At 40.4% G+C, this 18147-nt stretch carries 18 protein-coding genes and 2 other annotated features; of the genes, 3 read left to right on the forward strand and 15 right to left on the reverse strand.

Features of this window, described 5'->3' with window-relative positions:
* Positions 1–17 precede the first annotated feature (17 nt).
* The 4 genes from AC3A54_RS03830 to zapA all read right to left on the reverse strand — a co-directional run bounded on the left by AC3A54_RS03830 (position 18) and on the right by zapA (position 5002).
* Positions 18–2375: an endonuclease MutS2 gene (locus AC3A54_RS03830; protein WP_487653374.1), complete on the reverse strand. Its 2358-nt coding sequence runs from the start codon at positions 2373–2375 to the stop codon at positions 18–20.
* 17 nt (positions 2376–2392) lie between these two features.
* Positions 2393–4108 carry a DNA polymerase/3'-5' exonuclease PolX gene (gene polX, locus AC3A54_RS03835; protein ID WP_487653375.1) on the reverse strand — a complete coding sequence of 572 codons (1716 nt, stop codon included), beginning with the start codon at positions 4106–4108 and terminating at the stop codon, positions 2393–2395.
* Between the two features lie 84 nt (positions 4109–4192).
* Entirely contained in the window at positions 4193–4735 is a 543-nt protein-coding gene (locus AC3A54_RS03840) for a CvpA family protein (RefSeq protein WP_308082956.1), read from the reverse strand.
* Between the two features lie 6 nt (positions 4736–4741).
* Complete coding sequence (gene zapA, locus AC3A54_RS03845; RefSeq protein WP_308082955.1) at positions 4742–5002, reverse strand: cell division protein ZapA; 261 nt, start codon at positions 5000–5002, stop codon at positions 4742–4744.
* Positions 5003–5139: 137 nt separating this feature from the next.
* On the opposite strand from zapA, the gene rnhC reads away from it, so the two are divergent.
* Together rnhC and AC3A54_RS03855 are read left to right on the forward strand one after the other, a co-directional pair.
* Positions 5140–6087 (forward strand): ribonuclease HIII, encoded by a 948-nt coding sequence (rnhC, locus tag AC3A54_RS03850; protein WP_335545457.1) that lies wholly within the window; start codon positions 5140–5142, stop codon positions 6085–6087.
* A 38-nt stretch (positions 6088–6125) separates the two neighbouring features.
* Positions 6126–6425: a 4a-hydroxytetrahydrobiopterin dehydratase gene (locus AC3A54_RS03855; RefSeq protein WP_335545455.1), complete on the forward strand. Its 300-nt coding sequence runs from the start codon at positions 6126–6128 to the stop codon at positions 6423–6425.
* A gap of 179 nt (positions 6426–6604) precedes the next feature.
* Here the strand turns inward: AC3A54_RS03855 and AC3A54_RS03860 are convergent, their stop codons facing one another.
* The 4 genes from AC3A54_RS03860 to AC3A54_RS03875 all read right to left on the reverse strand — a co-directional run bounded on the left by AC3A54_RS03860 (position 6605) and on the right by AC3A54_RS03875 (position 11976).
* Positions 6605–7204, reverse strand: coding sequence for a hypothetical protein (locus tag AC3A54_RS03860; RefSeq protein ID WP_487653376.1), 600 nt, complete (start codon positions 7202–7204; stop codon positions 6605–6607).
* A 167-nt stretch (positions 7205–7371) separates the two neighbouring features.
* On the reverse strand, positions 7372–9786 hold the full coding sequence (gene pheT / locus AC3A54_RS03865) for a phenylalanine--tRNA ligase subunit beta (RefSeq protein ID WP_487653377.1): 2415 nt from the start codon (positions 9784–9786) through the stop codon (positions 7372–7374).
* 11 nt (positions 9787–9797) lie between these two features.
* Complete coding sequence (gene pheS, locus AC3A54_RS03870; protein WP_308082950.1) at positions 9798–10835, reverse strand: phenylalanine--tRNA ligase subunit alpha; 1038 nt, start codon at positions 10833–10835, stop codon at positions 9798–9800.
* A 69-nt stretch (positions 10836–10904) separates the two neighbouring features.
* Positions 10905–11156, reverse strand: a binding site (T-box leader).
* A 58-nt stretch (positions 11157–11214) separates the two neighbouring features.
* Entirely contained in the window at positions 11215–11976 is a 762-nt protein-coding gene (locus tag AC3A54_RS03875; protein WP_487653378.1) for a TrmH family RNA methyltransferase, read from the reverse strand.
* A 122-nt stretch (positions 11977–12098) separates the two neighbouring features.
* On the opposite strand from AC3A54_RS03875, the gene sspI reads away from it, so the two are divergent.
* Positions 12099–12305, forward strand: coding sequence for a small acid-soluble spore protein SspI (sspI, locus tag AC3A54_RS03880; RefSeq protein ID WP_308082948.1), 207 nt, complete (start codon positions 12099–12101; stop codon positions 12303–12305).
* A 229-nt stretch (positions 12306–12534) separates the two neighbouring features.
* On the opposite strand, the gene AC3A54_RS03885 is transcribed toward sspI, so the two are convergent.
* The 7 genes from AC3A54_RS03885 to thrS form a co-directional block, all read right to left on the reverse strand.
* Positions 12535–13620 carry a M42 family metallopeptidase gene (locus AC3A54_RS03885; RefSeq protein ID WP_487653379.1) on the reverse strand — a complete coding sequence of 362 codons (1086 nt, stop codon included), beginning with the start codon at positions 13618–13620 and terminating at the stop codon, positions 12535–12537.
* Between the two features lie 74 nt (positions 13621–13694).
* Positions 13695–14186 (reverse strand): dUTP diphosphatase, encoded by a 492-nt coding sequence (locus AC3A54_RS03890; protein WP_487653380.1) that lies wholly within the window; start codon positions 14184–14186, stop codon positions 13695–13697.
* 4 nt (positions 14187–14190) lie between these two features.
* Entirely contained in the window at positions 14191–14460 is a 270-nt protein-coding gene (locus AC3A54_RS03895; protein ID WP_487653381.1) for a DUF1294 domain-containing protein, read from the reverse strand.
* Between the two features lie 60 nt (positions 14461–14520).
* Positions 14521–14877, reverse strand: coding sequence for a 50S ribosomal protein L20 (gene rplT, locus AC3A54_RS03900; protein WP_308082944.1), 357 nt, complete (start codon positions 14875–14877; stop codon positions 14521–14523).
* A 37-nt stretch (positions 14878–14914) separates the two neighbouring features.
* Positions 14915–15115, reverse strand: a complete 201-nt coding sequence (rpmI, locus tag AC3A54_RS03905) for a 50S ribosomal protein L35 (RefSeq protein WP_308082943.1) — start codon at positions 15113–15115, stop codon at positions 14915–14917.
* Positions 15116–15131: 16 nt separating this feature from the next.
* On the reverse strand, positions 15132–15635 hold the full coding sequence (gene infC / locus AC3A54_RS03910; protein ID WP_308084118.1) for a translation initiation factor IF-3: 504 nt from the start codon (positions 15633–15635) through the stop codon (positions 15132–15134).
* A 141-nt stretch (positions 15636–15776) separates the two neighbouring features.
* Positions 15777–15908 (reverse strand) — a sequence feature (ribosomal protein L20 leader region).
* Between the two features lie 172 nt (positions 15909–16080).
* Positions 16081–18015: a threonine--tRNA ligase gene (gene thrS / locus AC3A54_RS03915; protein WP_487653382.1), complete on the reverse strand. Its 1935-nt coding sequence runs from the start codon at positions 18013–18015 to the stop codon at positions 16081–16083.
* Positions 18016–18147: the final 132 nt, after the last annotated feature.

An 18147-nucleotide genomic window follows, 5' to 3' on the forward strand; every position in this document is an offset into this window, starting at 1 on the left:
CTTAATCTCCCCGGTCATTATTTAAATTCTACTATGGTAACGCCAGATCCGCCTTCTCCAGCTTCTCCAAAGCGAATTTTTTTAACGGAACGATGATTTTTTAAATACTCCTGAACTCCCTGCCTTAAGGCCCCAGTCCCTTTCCCATGGATGATGGATACGCGTGGATAACTTGATAGAAGGGCATCATCAATATACTTTTCTACTTTTAATAAAGCATCTTCATATCTCTCACCGCGAAGGTCTAGTTCTAGTTTAACATATGAGTCCCGCCCTTTTACAATAGCAATTGGTTTTGTCTCCACTTGCTTTGGGGTGCTCATATACTCCATATCCTTCTCCTTGACCTTCATCTTCAAAATCCCAATCTGAACCTGCCATTCATTTGCTGACACACGTTCGACTAGCGTGCCTTTTTGGCCAAAAGTAAGGACTTTCACTTCATCTCCAGGCATATAGGTATGCGTCTTATTTTTCTTATTGGTCAGCTTCGCTGATTTCTTAATTTCTGGAGCTGCTTTTTCAAGACGCTTTTTCGCATCAATTAATTCATGCTCTTTAATGTCAGCATGCTTTTCCGTTCTCATTTTGCGGAGGTCCCGAATAACCTTCTCTGCCTCCGTCTTAGCCTCTTCTACAATCTCTTCCGCTTTTTCAGCCGCTTTTTCCAGCATGGAGTCTTTCTTCTCGTAAAATTCCATCATTTGCTTTTGCATGTCTTTTTGAAGTATCTCTGCCTGCTTCAAGAAATCGCGGGCTTCCTCTTGTTCTTTCTCTGCTTGTCGTTTGCTTTCTTCTAAGGAAGCAATCATTTTATCGATTTGATTCGTATCTTCGCTAACATGCGAGCGTGCCAATTGTATGACTCGATCATTAAGCCCTAATCGTTTTGAAATCTCAAAGGCATTACTTCTCCCTGGGACACCTAATAGCAATTTATACGTTGGACTTAATGTCTCTACATCAAATTCCACACTAGCGTTTAGCACGCCCTCTCGGTTGTAGCCATAGGCTTTTAATTCAGGATAGTGTGTTGTTGCGATTACCCTCGCACCTCTTCTATGCACTTCATCTAATATAGAGATGGCTAGTGCCGCACCTTCCTGAGGATCCGTTCCTGCTCCAAGCTCATCAAACAAAACAAGGCTGTTAAAGTCCACTTTATTTAAAATGTCGACGATATTAACCATATGCGATGAAAACGTACTTAGGCTTTGTTCGATGGACTGTTCATCACCAATATCGGCATAAATCGCATCAAAGACAGCTAGTTCTGACCCGTCATAGGCAGGCACTTGTAATCCCGCCTGAGCCATTAAGGAACACAATCCTAGCGTTTTTAAAGTTACCGTTTTTCCCCCTGTATTCGGTCCGGTAATGACAATCGTCGTGTAGTCTTTCCCAAGTATAATGTCATTGGCAACGACTTCATCGATTGGAATTAATGGATGTCTCGCCTTATATAAGGCAATTCTTCCCTCATGATTCATAATCGGCATGGAAGCTTTCATTTGTTTGCCATATCTAGCTTTTGCAAAGATAAAATCCAAATTTGCTAACACGGCAACAATCACCTGCAGCTCACTTTCATGCTCTGCAGCTTGCGCGGAAAGTTCGGAAAGGATCCGTTCAATTTCTAGTTGTTCCTTGACCCGAATATCCTGCAATTGATTATTTAACTGCACAATCACTTGGGGCTCAATAAATAAGGTTTGCCCGGATGAACTTTGGTCATGGATAATCCCACCGTAATGGCCGCGGTACTCCTGCTTAACAGGAATAACAAACCGGTCATTACGAATGGTAACAATCGCATCGGAAAGCATTTTACTCGCATTGGAGGAACGAATCATACTTTCTAATTTTTCCCGTACCCTCGCTTCATTCGAGCGAAGCTGATGTCTTAAGGAACGTAAAAGATCACTTGCTCCATCTAATACTTCTCCACTTTCATCAATGGCATATTTGATGGCTTGCTCTAGGTTTGTAAGTGGGATAATTCGCTCCACTTGTTCGGATAAGATGGGAAGCTCTGTTCTCTCAGCAGCAAGCTCCTCAATAAAACGTTTCATCTGTCGACTGGCATGAATGGTGCTGGCAATTTGGATCAACTCTTGTGGGCTAAGAACACCCCCAATGACCGACCGTTTAACATGAGCACGAATATCATAAACCCCTGATAGTGGAACATTTCCTTTTATACGTAAGACAGTGGCAGCCTCATCTGTTTCTGCTTGAAGTGCAACCACTTCATCAAAATCAATTGATGGCATCAAGTTCTTTATTTTTTCCATACCAAGTGAAGAAGAAGCATGGTTTAACAGCTGTTCCTTCACTTTGGTGAATTCTAATACTTTTAATGCTCTTTCTTGCATGGAGTATATCCTCCTTATTATCGATTATGCAGGAATTCAAGCAGTTCATTCTTATCAAGTGCATTTATCACCGAAGATTTCTTAATCCATCCCTTTTTGGCTGTGGAAACACCTATTTCCATATGCTTTAATGTATCCATTTTGTGTGCATCTGTATTGATGAGAATCTTTACACCTGAATCCTGTGCTTTTCTTAAATATTCTGAAGCCAAATCAAGACGATTTGGATTTGCATTTAGTTCTAAAGCTGTATTGGTTTCTTTAGCTAGTCCAATTAGTAAATCAATATCCACGTCATATCCTTCTCGACGGCCAATTTTTCTGCCTGTCGGGTGGGCAATTAAATCCACATGGTGATTGGTTAAAGCGGTTTTTAAACGCTCCATAATTTTTTCCCTCGGCTGAGAAAAGGCCGAATGAATGGAGGCAATAACAAAATCCATTTCTGCCAGGAAGTCGTCTTCATAATCCAACGTCCCATCAGGAAGAATATCCATTTCTACTCCTGAAAGGATGAGAAAATCATCGTATTTCTCATTTAATTGTTTGATTTCTTCCCTCTGCTTTAACAGTCTTTCACGCGTCAGTCCATTCGCTACCTTTAAATATTGGGAATGGTCGGTAATTGCCATATACTGATACCCTCTTGCACGACACGCTTCCGCCATTTCCTCAATGGAATGGGCCCCATCACTCCACGTAGAATGCATGTGGAGATCCCCTTTTATATCTTCAAGCTCAATTAATTCTTGCTGAGCTGTGAATGTATCTACTTCTCTACCGTCCTCCCTAATTTCAGGTGGAATAAACGGGAGGTCAAAATGCTTGAAAAATTCCTCTTCAGACGAGAAGGTAAGAATTTCACCAGTCTCAACATTCTCTACTCCATACTCACTAATCTTCTCCCCGCGTTCTTTAGCAAGCTGCCTCATGCGGACATTGTGGTCCTTTGACCCTGTAAAATGATGCAAGGTTGTAATAAATTCCTCCGGCTTCACCAAACGAAAATCAACGGAGACATCATAATCAAAGGCAAAAACTAAGGAGACCTTCGTATCACCCGCACCAACCACTTCTTTGATATTTGGCCATTCTAATAGAGATTGACGAACATTCTCTTGTTGAGTGGTTGCTATAATAAAGTCTAAATCTTTAATCGTCTCTCTCATTCTTCGCATGCTTCCTGCCCTTGAAAAACGATCGATAGCCGAGGTTTCAGCAAGTCTGACCTCGATCTGTTCCGCAATTGGGAGCATGTAAGCTAGCGGTAGCCGCTCAGGTCGAGTTCCTACATTTGCAATAGCACTTAAGATTTTTTCTTCCGTCTTCTTACCAAATCCAGCAAGCGCCTGCACTTTTCCTGTTTGGCAGGCTTCTTTTAAGCTAGAAACGTCTACGACCCCTAATTCTTTGTATAGCTTGGCAATTTTCTTACCGCCAAGACCAGGAAGCTGCAGTAACGGAATGAGTCCTGATGGGACTTCTTCCTTGAGCTCAGCTAACACGGAAGAGGATCCCTCTTTCATGTATTCCTCTATGACAGCGGCAGTCCCTTTTCCAATTCCTGAGATCGCTGTAAAATCCTCAATTTCTGTTAAAGTTCGCTCATCTGTTTCAAGTGCAGTAGCTGCCTTACGGAAGGCCGATACCTTGAAAGGATTCTCTCCTTTTAATTCCATATAAATAGCAATCGTTTCTAGTAAACGAATCAAATCTTTTTTATTAACTTCCATTATGATTCACCCGCCTCATATTTAGCATTTTCATTTTAGCCTACTTTATGGCAGAATAGAAAAACTTCTCTGCTACAGAGAAGTTCAAGCAGCTGTATATTCAATCCACAAGCTCTTTATTTGCTGTGAAAGGATAGGGGTGTGGTTCACAATTGCTTTTGCCATAAACGAGTTGTCCAAAGGATTTTGTAAAAAATCTATTGGAATCAAAGCAGCAATATATAATAAAATAAATATAATGAGATAGACTTCCAAGAAACCGAAGATTCCTCCTGCCCACACATTTAACTGGCGTAGAACCGGCAAATGAGCAATGAAATCCAGCATGGACCCTATTACTTGCAAGAGGATTTTCACAGCAAAAAAGATAATTACAAAAGAGATGGCACGATAGAATGCGGTCTCCATATTGGTGCTATCAGTTAAGAGCTTTAAAGTTGTTCCTTCACCTAGGTTAGGATAGGGAATCCACAGGGTTAACTTTGGAGCCAGCTCTTCATAGTATATTGTAGCGACTACATATGCAATAATAAAACTGGTTAAATGCACAAGTTGCAGAATAAAGCCTCTTTTAAGGCCAACAAAGAATCCAATAATTAAGAGAATAATAATAGCTAAATCTAACATGATAAATTAGTCCTTTTCCTTTAGTAGTTCTGTTTGCAGTCGGTCGAATTGGTCCTTAATTTTAATATAATCATTGACTGCGTTTACGGCTGTTAAAACGGCAAGCTTACTAACGTCCAGAGATGGATTCTTAGAACTGATTTCCCGCATTTTATCGTCAACTAAAGATGCTACAAGCCTAATATGACTTGGGCTTTCCGTACCCATAATAACGTATTGCTGACCGTAAATATCTACGGTTGTTCTGTGTTTTTGTGTGTTTGACAACGCAAATGCCTCCAATCAAAGAATCCTACTCTCTATCATAACATGAACTATTCGAACTGGAAAAGTCAAACTAATTAAAAACTAGAGATAGCTTGAGTTTAAGAGATAATAATAAGTGGAAATGTGGTGTTTTTTACTTGGGAAATGTGGTAATTAAATTAGGAATAAATGAAATTGCGGAAATGAAGAAGTATTACTCGAAGCAGCTGGTGGAAAAAAATCCGCCTGGAAGCGTGTTTTCGGCCAAGACTCCAGGTTGTGTCATCACAGCATACAATTCCGGCAAGGTGTTATTTCAGGGAAATGATAGTGAAAAGGAAGCTGGTAGATGGGGCAGTGTTGCTTTATCAGCTGGGGCTGGTGGTGCTAAAAAGGTTGTTTCTTCTGCTAAAGGGGATTTGCCACCTGGCATCAGTCAAATGTCTGCTATTGGTTCTGATGAAGTGGGGACGGGAGACTTTTTCGGTCCGATTACCGTTGTTGCCGCCTATGTAAAAAAAGAACATATCCCTCTATTAAAAGAATTAGGTGTCCGCGATTCAAAGGACTTAAATGATGAAAAAATTATTGCGATTGCAAAGGTTATCAAGGATGTTGTACCGTTCAGCTTAATGACTTTGAAAAATGACAAATATAATAAGCTGCAGCAGTCGGGCATGTCACAAGGGAAAATGAAGGCGATTCTTCATAATCAGGCGATATTAAATGTTCTGGAGAAGATTGCCCCCAATCAGCCAGAAGCGATTCTCATTGATCAATTTGTACAGCCGAGTACTTATTTTCAGCATCTGAAAAGCCAAAAAGCGATTGCTAAAGAAAAGGTTTGTTTCAGCACGAAAGCAGAAGGAATTCATTTAGCTGTTGCTGCCGCTAGTATTCTAGCTCGCTACGCCTTCGTCCAATATATAGACAAGCTGAGTGAAGCAGCGGGTTTTAAGATTCCAAAGGGTGCAGGGGCACAGGTAGATGTGGCTGCGGCCAAGCTGATCGTGAGTAAAGGGCGTGATATTCTCCCCTCCTTTGTGAAGCTCCACTTTGCTAACACGGATAAAGCAATGGCTCTAGTAAATAAAAGGAAGTTCTGACAGGTGTGGCGAATACACTTATTGTGGGAGGGGATATTTTGGCAAATAGACTTAGTTTAACAGAGATTGATCAATTCCTTGCGGAGTTAACCGGTTGGAAACTCGACGGTAAATTCATCGTGAAAAAATATCGTTTTCATGAATTTTTAAAAGGTGTAGCGTTCGTGAATGAGATTGCGGAGTTGTCTGAACAGGTCAACCATCATCCATTTATCGCAATCGACTATAAATTAGTTACTTTCCGGCTCACATCATGGAATGCCGGGGGATTGACTGATTTGGATGTGGAATTGGCGAAGAAATATGATGCTTTTTATGAAAAATATAAAGAAAAATAGAAAAAAAGAGGAAGATTCTAGTTAATTTACTTAGAGACTTCCTCTTTTTATACTTTCTTATCGTGTTTTGATAGGTTTATTTGCGAAAAATGGTCTTTTATTTGCGTAAGTAGCGGTTTTATTTGCGAAAAGTCTATGTTTATTTGCGATAAAGCTAGTTTTATTTGCGTTCGTACAATTTACGGAAAATTAACCGGGATATACACACACATCTTCTTTGTCCCATTGGCTTTTAAATTATTTTCAGATCGTAACATTCTTCCAGCTGTATCAATTGAATCTAGATGAACAAATACTCGGAATTGCTGATTTGTAATTTTTAAATCTATTAGCAAAAAATAATCCTTTAGGGCAGTTACATGTGCATCTTTTGAGTATATGTTACATGAAGTGCAGTACCATTTCTTTTTCTTACGAATCAATGGAACATGATTGCAGGTAGGGCAAAAGACGCCAGTTAATACATCTGTTTTATTGATTTGATATTTTTTAAAAATATAATTGGTTGGAATTGTATTCAGTTTTATCAGTAGACGACTAAGCTTTCGGATCTCTTTAGCATTGAGAATAGGAAGGTTTAAATCGTGGAGTATTGTGTACTTATCCATTAGGAGTAAACGTAAAAAATATTCAAGACTTACCTCACCTTTGTATCCAGCTTGCCTCCTTCCTAATTCCTCTAAAACCTGCTGGTATTTAGGGTAATTTAAGGGTAGCCGTCTGGACAAAGCCTCTAAAACAAGCATTACTAATGGAATATTCCTTTCTTTCACAACCAATCATTTTCACTCCTTTCAATTTAATAATGTTTTTCTAAAAGAATTTCAAAATCCCTGCCGAATTTTAACGAATTTTGTTACAAACATAAGAACTTCATTAGAAAAAATCAATAAAAAAACCAGCCCGAAAAATTTTTCCGAGCCGGCCTCTTTCTATTTTTATGAAATTATCCGCGTAAAACCGCGCCTGCTTTTTCTTCTAACGCCACAAGAACGCTGCTGTGAACTTTTGTTACTTCCTCATCAGTCAGTGTACGTTCTGGATCCGCATATTTTAATGAGAACGCAATGGACTTCATGCCTTCTTCCATCTTGTCGCCTTCATATAAATCAAACACATGAACCTCTTTAAGAAGCGGTGCACCTGTCGTTAAAATGATATCCTTCAAGGTGCCTGACACCGTTTCTCTGTTTACCACAAGGGCAATGTCTCTTGTGATAGATGGGAAGCGTGGAATTGCTTCATATTGTAATACCGGTGCTTCTGCTTCAAGGATCGCTTGTAAGGAAAGCTCGAATACATACGTATCTTTTAAGTCTAGATCTTTCTGCACATTTGGGTGTACTTGACCGACAAAGCCGATTTTCTCACCGTTAAAGAGAACTTCTGCTGTTCGGCCAGGATGCATTCCTTCTACCTGTGCTTGCACATATTGAACTTTGTCAGATAGGCCAAGCTTAGCAAACATTCCTTCTAAAATACCTTTCACAACGAAGAAATCTACTGCCTTCTTCTCACCCTGCCATGAATGACTGTGCCAAAGACCAGTTACTGCACCTGCAACATGTTCTTTTTCAGTTGGAAGCGTATCTTCGCCATTTGCCAAGAATACAGCACCTGTTTCATACACGGCTAAGCTATCGTTTTGACGAGCGCTATTATATTTTACTACTTCTAACAGCTGTGGCATGATGCTCAAACGAAGCACGCTGCGTTCCTCACTCATCGGCATTGCTAAACGGATGGTATCGCGCTTTTCAAGAGCAAATTGTGCCGCTTTTTCCTCACTTGTTAAGGAATAAGTAACGGCTTGATACAAGCCTGCTCCTTCAAGATACTGACGGACCACTCGACGCTTCTTTTGATACTCGGACAACTTTCCAGCAGTAGTAGAACCGATTGGTAATGTCTTTGGAATGTTATCATACCCATATAGACGGGCTACTTCTTCCAATAAATCTTCTTCAATTCTGATATCGCCACGGCGTGTTGGTGCCGTCACGGTAACCGTATCCTGCTCCACACTTACTGAAAACTGAAGACGGTCAAAGATATCCTTTACATCGCTCATTTGAAGCTCTGTGCCTAGGACACGATTGATTTTTTCAAGAGTAATTGATACCACTGCTGGTTCGACAGTAAGTGTATCTACCTCTGAAGCTCCCTCTAATACTTCTCCGCCAGCGTACTTTGCCATCAGGTTGGCTGCACGTTCACCAGCTACACGGACACGGTTTGGATCCACACCTTTTTCAAAGCGAGCGCTCGCTTCACTTCTTAATCCATGATCCTTGGATGCTTTTCTAACAGTCCCACCGTTAAAATAAGCAGCCTCTAATAAAACAGTGGTTGTGTCTGAAGTTACCTCAGAATTGGCACCGCCCATAACACCAGCAAGAGCTACAGGTTCTGAACCATTAGTAATCACAAGATGATCCGATGATAATGTCCGTTCTACGTCATCAAGTGTGACAAACTTTTCGCCATCGTTTGCACGGCGAACAAGAATCTCTTTTGAACCTACGCGATCATAATCAAATGCGTGTAATGGCTGACCGTATTCTAATAAAATATAGTTGGTAATATCGACAACGTTATTGTGCGGACGAATGCCTGCAGACATTAAACGTGTTTGCATCCAAAGTGGTGAAGGACCAATTTTTACATTTTTAATGATTTTTGCCACGTAAAGTGGGTTATCGTCTTTCGCTTCAACCACTACCTTAACGTAATCAGATGCTTTTTCACTAGTAGGCTCTAAGCTCGTTTCTGGAAGTTTAACCTCTCTTCCAAGAATCGCTGCCACTTCATAAGCAACACCAAGCATGCTCAAGCAATCCGAACGGTTTGGCGTTAAGCTAAGCTCTAGAACTTCGTCATCACGATTAAGTAATTCAAGTGCATCTACACCGACCTCTGCATCCGCTGGAAAAACAAAGATTCCTTCAGAATATTCCTTTGGGACGACTTTTCCTTCCATTCCAAGCTCAGTAAGAGAGCAAATCATGCCGTTTGATTCTTCGCCGCGAAGCTTCGCGCGTTTTATTTTAAAATTACCTGGTAGAACTGCTCCGACCTTCGCTACTGCTACCTTTTGTCCTTGTGCCACATTTGGTGCACCACAGATAATTTGTACAGGCTGCTCTTCGCCCACATCAACCAGACATTTACTTAATTTATCGGCATTTGGATGTTGCTCACGCTCTAGAACATGACCAACAACCACTCCTTTGATACCTTCGTTAAGAATGTCTACTCCTTCAACTTCAATTCCGCTCTTCGTAATTTTTTCAGCTAGCTCATCAGCTGTTACTCCAGTTAAATCAATATAATCCTGAAGCCATTTATATGAAACGAACATGTCGTAACCTCCTATTCATGTTTTGAAAATTGTTTTAAGAAACGTACATCGTTGGTATAAAAATGTCTAATGTCATCCACACCGTATTTCAACATTGCAATCCGTTCTGGTCCCATACCGAAAGCAAATCCAGTGTATTTCTTAGAATCGTAGCCTGCCATTTCAAGAACATTCGGATGAACCATTCCTGCTCCTAGAATTTCAATCCAGCCCGTTTGCTTACACACGTTACAGCCTTTGCCACCGCAAATTTTACAAGAGATATCCATTTCAACAGAAGGCTCTGTGAAAGGGAAGAAACTTGGTCTTAGGCGAATTTCACGGTCTTCCCCAAACATTTTCTTCGCAAATACCTCTAATGTTCCTTTTAAATCACTCATGCGGATGTTTTCGCCGACAACTAATCCTTCGATTTGCATGAACTGATGAGAGTGTGTCGCATCATCATTATCGCGGCGGTACACTTTACCAGGGCAGATAATCTTAATTGGGCCTTTACCTTGGTGCTTTTCCATCGTCCGTGCTTGTACTGGCGATGTATGTGTACGAAGAAGGATTTCCTCTGTAATATAGAAAGAATCCTGCATATCACGGGCAGGGTGCCCTTTCGGTAAGTTAAGAGCCTCAAAGTTATAATAATCCTGCTCCACTTCTGGACCTTCTGCAACTTGATAGCCCATTCCAATAAATAAATCTTCAATTTCCTCAATGATTCTTGTTAATGGATGATGGTTTCCTACCTTAACAGGGCGCCCTGGAAGAGTTACATCAATACTTTCAGAAGCTAATTTTTCTAAAACAGCCGCTTCTTCTAGTCCCTTTTGTTTCTCTTCAATTTTAACAGCGATGGCTTCTCGTACTTCATTCGCAAGAGCCCCCATAACTGGTCTTTCTTCCGCCGAAAGCTTCCCCATACCGCGAAGCACTTCCGTAATTGGGCCTTTTTTGCCTAAATACGCAACACGTATGTCATTTAGTTCTTTTAAGCTTGTGGACTGTTCAACTTTTTGAATAGCCTCTTCCTGCAATTCCTTTAAACGTTCTTGCATGTCTATTCCTCCTTATAAATTGTCATTATGTTTGTGGCCCTATAAACAAACAAAAAAACCCCATCCCTGGAAAGGGACGAGGTTGTTGATTCGCGGTACCACCCTTGTAAACACGGTATGTAGAAACACATGTGTTCGCTTCATTGGGATAACGGCTTAGGCCGGTGCATCTTTACACTAAAGGGCATGTGCCCGATTGTGGTCCCGATGCCAACTCAGGAGGTGAACTTCTCTGAACCTTTCCATAAAAGTGTTTTCAGTCATGACACTTTCTCCCTAAATGGTTCTGAATCAGATACTTTTCTCCGTCATCGTCTTTACTATTCAATATTGCATTATTATATAATAATTTTCCTTTTAAGGTCAAACTAGTTTTCGCCTATTTTTTCAAATAATAAAGAAGAACGCCTGTGGCCACGGCTACGTTTAATGATTCGCTTTTTCCGTAAATCGGGATATAAAGATTCTTCGTTGTGGTAGAAAGCAAATCTTTCCCAACGCCGCTTCCTTCGTTGCCCACAATTAAAGCGAAGGTTTCTCCACCTGCAATTTCTGTATAAACTGCTGCTCCTTCAAGCGCTGTCCCGTATACAGGGATATTCTTTTCATGGAGTTTATCCACCCATTCGTGAAGGTCTACTCGAAGAATTGGAAGGTGAAAATGGCTTCCTTGTGCAGCTCTTAAAACCTTGGAGTTATAAATATCCACACTCCCACGCCCAACGATCACTGCGTCAATCCCTGCTGCATCAGCTGTGCGAATCATCGTGCCAAGGTTTCCTGGATCCTGGACCGCATCGATCAATAAGTAGGTTTGACCTTCTTCCGCCTGAGCCTCCGTCCTCTTACTTGGCATTCTGCAAACGGCGTAAATACCTTGCGGTGCTTCCGTTTCTGTTAACAGATCAGAAATTTCCTCCGTAACAAGAGTAACTGGAGTAGAACTTACATCCCAACGCGGCGGCAGGCCAACTTTCTCGGAAACAATAATTTCTAATACCTGTTCTCCTTGTTTTAATGCTTCTTCAACTAAATGAAAGCCTTCTACGATAAATGATTCGGTGTTATCGCGCTCTTTTTTCGTTAAAAGCTTTTTCCATTGTTTTACCTTAGGATTATTTACTGATTCAATATGTTTCAAAACTGGTTCTCCTTTAAAAAACTCTTCTGATTTTCTCATTATAGCCTAAAAAGGATACATAATAAAACCACATAATAGAAATGATATAAAAGAATGAAGGTTATAAAAAGGAGTGTGTGTTTATGAACTTAAATTTGCGAAATGCGATTATTCACAATGTCTCTGGTAATACGCAGGATCAATTAGAAGATACAATTGTAGATGCTATTCAAAATGGAGAAGAAAAAATGCTCCCAGGTCTTGGCGTTCTATTTGAAATCATTTGGAAGAATTCTTCTGAAGAAGAGAAAAAAGAAATGCTTGAAACTCTTGAAAGCGGGTTAAAGTAATATTTTTAAGTGTTAAAGCTGTCAATCGGTTAAATTGGCAGCTTTTTTCTAGTCGTTTTCATTTCTATCGGCGAATTTCAGCAGTCTATCGGCGAATTTTCATATCCTATCGGCGAATTTCAGCGTTCTATCGGCGAATTTTCATATTCTATCAGCGAATCCACAATATCAACCCCTAAGAGAATTATAAAAAATCCCCAGCTAACATCAACTGGGGATTTCCTTTTTATTATTCAAATGTAATTTTATCAACTGCCTCACGGTCTAGGCGTTTGATAACTTCGACAATTAGCTTAACCGCATTTTCATAATCATCACGATGAAGCATAGCTGCATGTGAATGGATATAACGAGTCGCAATCGTGATCGCTAATGCAGGAACCCCATTATGTGTTAGATGGATTGAACCAGCATCTGTACCACCGCCAGGGATGGACTCGTATTGGAAAGGAATGTTTAGTTCCTCTGCTGTATCTGTAACGAAATCGCGAAGCCCTTTATGTGCCACTAAGGAAGCATCGTAAATGACCACTTGTGGACCTTTGCCCATTTTGCTCATTGCTTCTTTTTCAGTGATTCCAGGCGTATCACCCGCAATACCGACATCAACAGCAAAACCGATATCCGGTTGGATTTTAGCAGCTGCAGTCTTAGCCCCGCGCAGACCAACTTCCTCTTGAACGGCTCCTACACCATAAACAACGTTCGGATGGTCAGTGCCTTGTAGCTGTCGTAATACATCAATCGCAATGGCACAGCCAATACGGTTATCCCAAGCCTTAGCCAAAAGCATCTTTTCGTTGTTCATCACTGTAAACTCAAAGTATGGAACAACCATATCTCCAGGACGTACGCCCCACTCCTGTGCCTCATCACGGCTGGACGCACCGATATCAATGAACATGTCTTTAATTTCAACTGGTTTCTTACGAGCTTCAGCTGTTAAAACATGTGGTGGCTTTGAACCGATAATACCCGTTACATCGCCTTTTTTTGTAACGATCGTAACGCGCTGTGCAAGCATGACTTGTCCCCACCAACCGCCAACTGGTTGAAAACGTAGAAAGCCTTTATCGTCGATTTGTGTGATCATGAAGCCGACTTCATCTAAATGACCAGCAACCATAATTTTCGGGCCGCCTTCTTTACCAACCTTCTTAGCAATTAAACTGCCAAGGCCGTCAGTAGTTACTTCATCAGCCAATGGAGTTATGTATTTCTTCATTACTTCGCGTACTTCACGCTCATTGCCGGGAATCCCTTTGGCATCGGTTAAGTCTTTTAACATCGATAATGTTTCATCAAGTTTTGCCACTTATTTAGCCCCCCTAATTATGTATATCCGACCTTCATTATACCTAAAAAAACTGTAAATTTACAAATTTTCTGCTAATAGTTATTTTGTTGTCTTTGATAATTTACTTCGTTTTTAAGAAAATATGCCTGCTCCATTTCTTTCTCAGTAAATCCAAGCAAGGAGGCCAGCTGCAAATATGCTTCAAAAACCTTTATGTAATCATCAAACTGTTTGCTCTTTTGGAACAAACCGATTGTTTCGTATACACTTAGGAATTGTTCGGTTACATCCTTAATTGATTGCTTCCGCTTCAAATTAATTTCTATTTTATTAAAACCACATTCAATTCCTAGTGACAATATGAAATGGATTCCGTCCACAAACTCCTCAAGAATCACAGCTTTATCTGAGGAAGGCTTGACACTCCAAAACTTAAAACAACGAGTTTCGTTTGCCAATTCTCCAATTTCCACAAGCAAGGCAAGAACCTTGCGATCAAATAAAGCCTCATTTTGCAGTTGATGTTTTTCTTCTATATGTGAGTCCAATGCCTTTTGCATCTCAAATAGTTTTTTAAGTTGCATACCATTACCACCAAGCCTTTATTAAAAGTATCAGTTCGACTCCCGCTAGAAAGGGAAAGCCGATTTTAAATGCTAAATGCTTTGTTTTATGACGGTAAATCTGCATTCCTGCAGTCGTTCCGATGGCACCGCCGAATAATGCTATCAGCCATAATGTCCGCTCAGAAATTCGATATTGATGCTTCTTGGCACGCTTTTTATCTTCTCTCATTATAAAAAGTCCTATTAGGCTCATGATGACATAAACCATAAGTAAAACCAGTTTACTATCCAAAGCTTTTATCCCCCTTATAGAAAAAACCATCCTCAATAGAGAATGGCTTTATATCTTTAATTATTTTTGTTGTTGTTTAGCTTGGTTTGCTAATTCAGCAAATGCGTTAGCATCGCTTACTGCTAATTCAGCAAGCATCTTGCGGTTTACTTCGATACCAGCAAGCTTTAAGCCATGCATTAAACGGCTGTAAGAAAGACCGTTCATACGAGCTGCTGCATTGATACGAGTAATCCAAAGTTTGCGGAAGTCGCGCTTCTTTTGACGACGATCGCGGAACGCATACATTAAAGATTTCATAACCTGTTGGTTAGCAACTTTATATAATGTATGTTTTGAACCGTAATAACCTTTTGCTAATTTAAGAACTTTTTTACGACGTTTGCGAGTAACTGTACCGCCTTTTACACGTGGCATGTAATTTCCCTCCTATAATAAATCAATCTGTCCGAGATTACTTAACGTAAGTTAATAATTGACGAATGCGTTTGAAATCGCCTTTAGAAACAAGAGATCCTTTGCGAAGTTTACGCTTAGCTTTTGTAGATTTGTTCGCGAATAAATGGCTTGTATAAGCATGGTCACGCTTAAGTTGACCAGAACCAGTCTTTTTGAAACGCTTTGCAGCGCCGCGGTGAGTTTTCATTTTTGGCATTGGAATATCCTCCTTATTACTTATCAGCTTTAGGTGCTAAAACCAAGAACATGCTTCGGCCATCCATTTTTGGATGTGACTCAATAGTCGCTACTTCCTTGCATGCTTCAGAGAAACGGTCTAATACACGTTGACCAATTTCTTTATGGGTAATTGCCCGACCCTTAAATCGGATGGATGCTTTTACCTTGTCGCCTTTTTCCAAAAACTTAATAGCATTACGAAGCTTTGTATTAAAGTCATGCTCATCTATCGTTGGGCTTAGACGAACTTCTTTAGTAGTAATAATCTTTTGATTCTTACGAGCTTCTTTTTCTTTCTTTTGATTCTCGAATTTGAATTTGCCATAGTCCATAATCCGGGCTACCGGAGGCTTTGCATTTGGTGCTACAAGTACCAAATCAAGATTTACTCGTCCAGCAATCTCCAACGCTTCGTTTTTGGATTTGATCCCTAACTGTTCGCCATTTTGGTCAATCAGACGAACTTCGCGAGCGCGGATGCCCTCATTTAACAACATGTCTTTGCTAATAATTAGCCACCTCCAAGGTTTTTTCACGAATACAACGTCTTGGGTACAAGAATGATTCACCTTACTATTTGACACCCTAGTTGGAATCGACAGGTATAAAACTTTTTATAAATGCTATTTCTTAAGTACACAAACAAAAAAGTGCGGATGAATACACCCACACTTTACGAAACATAAGTAAATAAACAAAAAGTTCACGTAAAACCTGCCAACTGCCGTATGCGTCAATCAGGTGAGAAGCGGGTGCTTCTTCTTTTCCCAAAATCATATTCAATTTTACCTTTGTAACTATAACATAAACAAAGACGTATTGTCAAACGAACTATTTATTCATGACAACGAAATTTATTGTAGCAAGAAACCAAAAATTATTCAATATATTTTTTTCAAAAACAAAAAGAAAGAGAGGTATGACCCTCTCTTTCTGAAAAATTTATCCTCTTTGCACTTCCGCTTTTATTTCGGCTAGGAAGTCAGCAAACGGCTTTGTTTCTGAGTTTTGCTCACCATATTTACGAACGTTAACCGCATGATCTTCTACTTCTTTGTCACCGACAACGAGCATATATGGTATTTTTTGCATTTGTGCTTCACGAATTTTATAACCAATCTTTTCATCACGGCCATCTAATTCTACACGGAAGCCTTCATTTTGAAGCTGTTCCTGTACTTGCTTTGCATAATCGTAGTGAACACCTGGAGAAACAGGAATCACTTGAACTTGAACTGGTGCCAACCAAGTAGGGAATGCTCCTTTATACTCTTCTATTAAGAAGGCAACAAATCGTTCCATTGTTGATACGACACCACGATGGATAACAACAGGACGATGCGGCTTACCATCTTCACCCACATAAGTTAAGTCAAATCGCTCTGGAAGTAAGAAGTCAAGTTGAACAGTGGAAAGAGTTTCATCTTTACCTAAAGCTGTTCTAACTTGAACATCAAGTTTTGGACCATAGAAAGCAGCTTCGCCTTCAGCCTCATAATAATTAAGTCCAAGTTCGTCCATAGCTTCCTTCAACATCCCCTGAGCTTTTTCCCACATTGCATCATCATCAAAATATTTTTCAGTGTCCTGAGGGTCACGATAGGAAAGACGGAAAGAATACTCATTCAGATTGAAGTCTTTATAGACCGCTAAAATAAGGTTAACGACGCGTTTGAATTCCTCTTTAATTTGATCAGGGCGAACAAAAATATGCGCATCATTTAGAGTCATTCCCCGAACACGCTGCAGACCAGAAAGGGCACCAGACATTTCATAACGATGCTGTGTACCGAGCTCAGCAATTCGAATCGGAAGCTCACGATAACTGTGAATGCTGTTCTTGTAAACCATCATATGATGCGGACAGTTCATTGGACGAAGAACTAATTGCTCATTATCCATCTCCATAACCGGGAACATATCTTCTTGATAGTGGTCCCAGTGACCCGACGTTTTATATAAATCCACACTACCCATTACAGGAGTATACACATGGTTATAGCCTAAACGTTGTTCCTTATCAACAATATAACGTTCGATTACACGGCGGATAGTAGCCCCTTTAGGAAGCCATAGTGGCAACCCTTGACCGACTAATTGATTTGTTGTAAATAAGCTCAACTCTTTACCAATTTTACGGTGGTCACGCTCTTTCGCTTCTTCAAGAAGGCGAAGATGTTCAGCTAGATCCTCTTTCTTAAAAAAGGCTGTTCCGTAGACACGTTGCAACATTTTATTATTGCTATCACCGCGCCAGTAAGCACCCGCAATGCTCAAAAGTTTAAATTCTTTAATTTTTCCAGTTGAAGGAACATGAACCCCACGGCAAAGGTCGAAAAAATCACCTTGTTCGTAGATTGTCACGGTTTCTTCATCAGGAATCGCTTCAATTAGTTCAAGCTTGTAAGGGTCTCCTGCTTCTTTAAATAATTGAACAGCGTCAGCACGGCTTACTTCTTTGCGAACAATCTCAATATTTTCATTAACGATTTTCGCCATTTCTTTTTCGATTTTTGGAAGGTCCTCTGGTGTTAACGACACCTCAAGGTCCATATCATAATAAAATCCACCCTCGATCACCGGACCTACACCAAGGTTTGCATTTGGATACAGTCTTCTTACAGCTTGAGCCATTAAGTGTGCTGTACTGTGACGCAATACCTCTAGCGCATCACTTGATTCAGGAACAACGATTTCTATAGAACCGTCCTCCATAATGGGACGACGAAGATCGAACATAGTTCCATTCCATTTACCAGCAATAGCTTTTTTCTTGAGGCCAGGGCTAATGGAAGCGGCAATATCTTCCGTTGTTGTTCCCCGTGGAAACTCCTTTACTGCCCCATCTGGAAACGAAATCTTAACAACGTCTGACATGGTAATTCCTCCTTTGATTTTGAGCGTTTCTGGACTATCAATATCCGTCAATCGCTTTAAAAAATAGGCTATGTTAAATTTTCCTGTTGATTTCCGCTCCAAGCGCTTCGCTTTCCGTGGGCGTTTCGGCGA

Source organism: Neobacillus sp. Soil_C_43 (genome assembly GCF_057656715.1).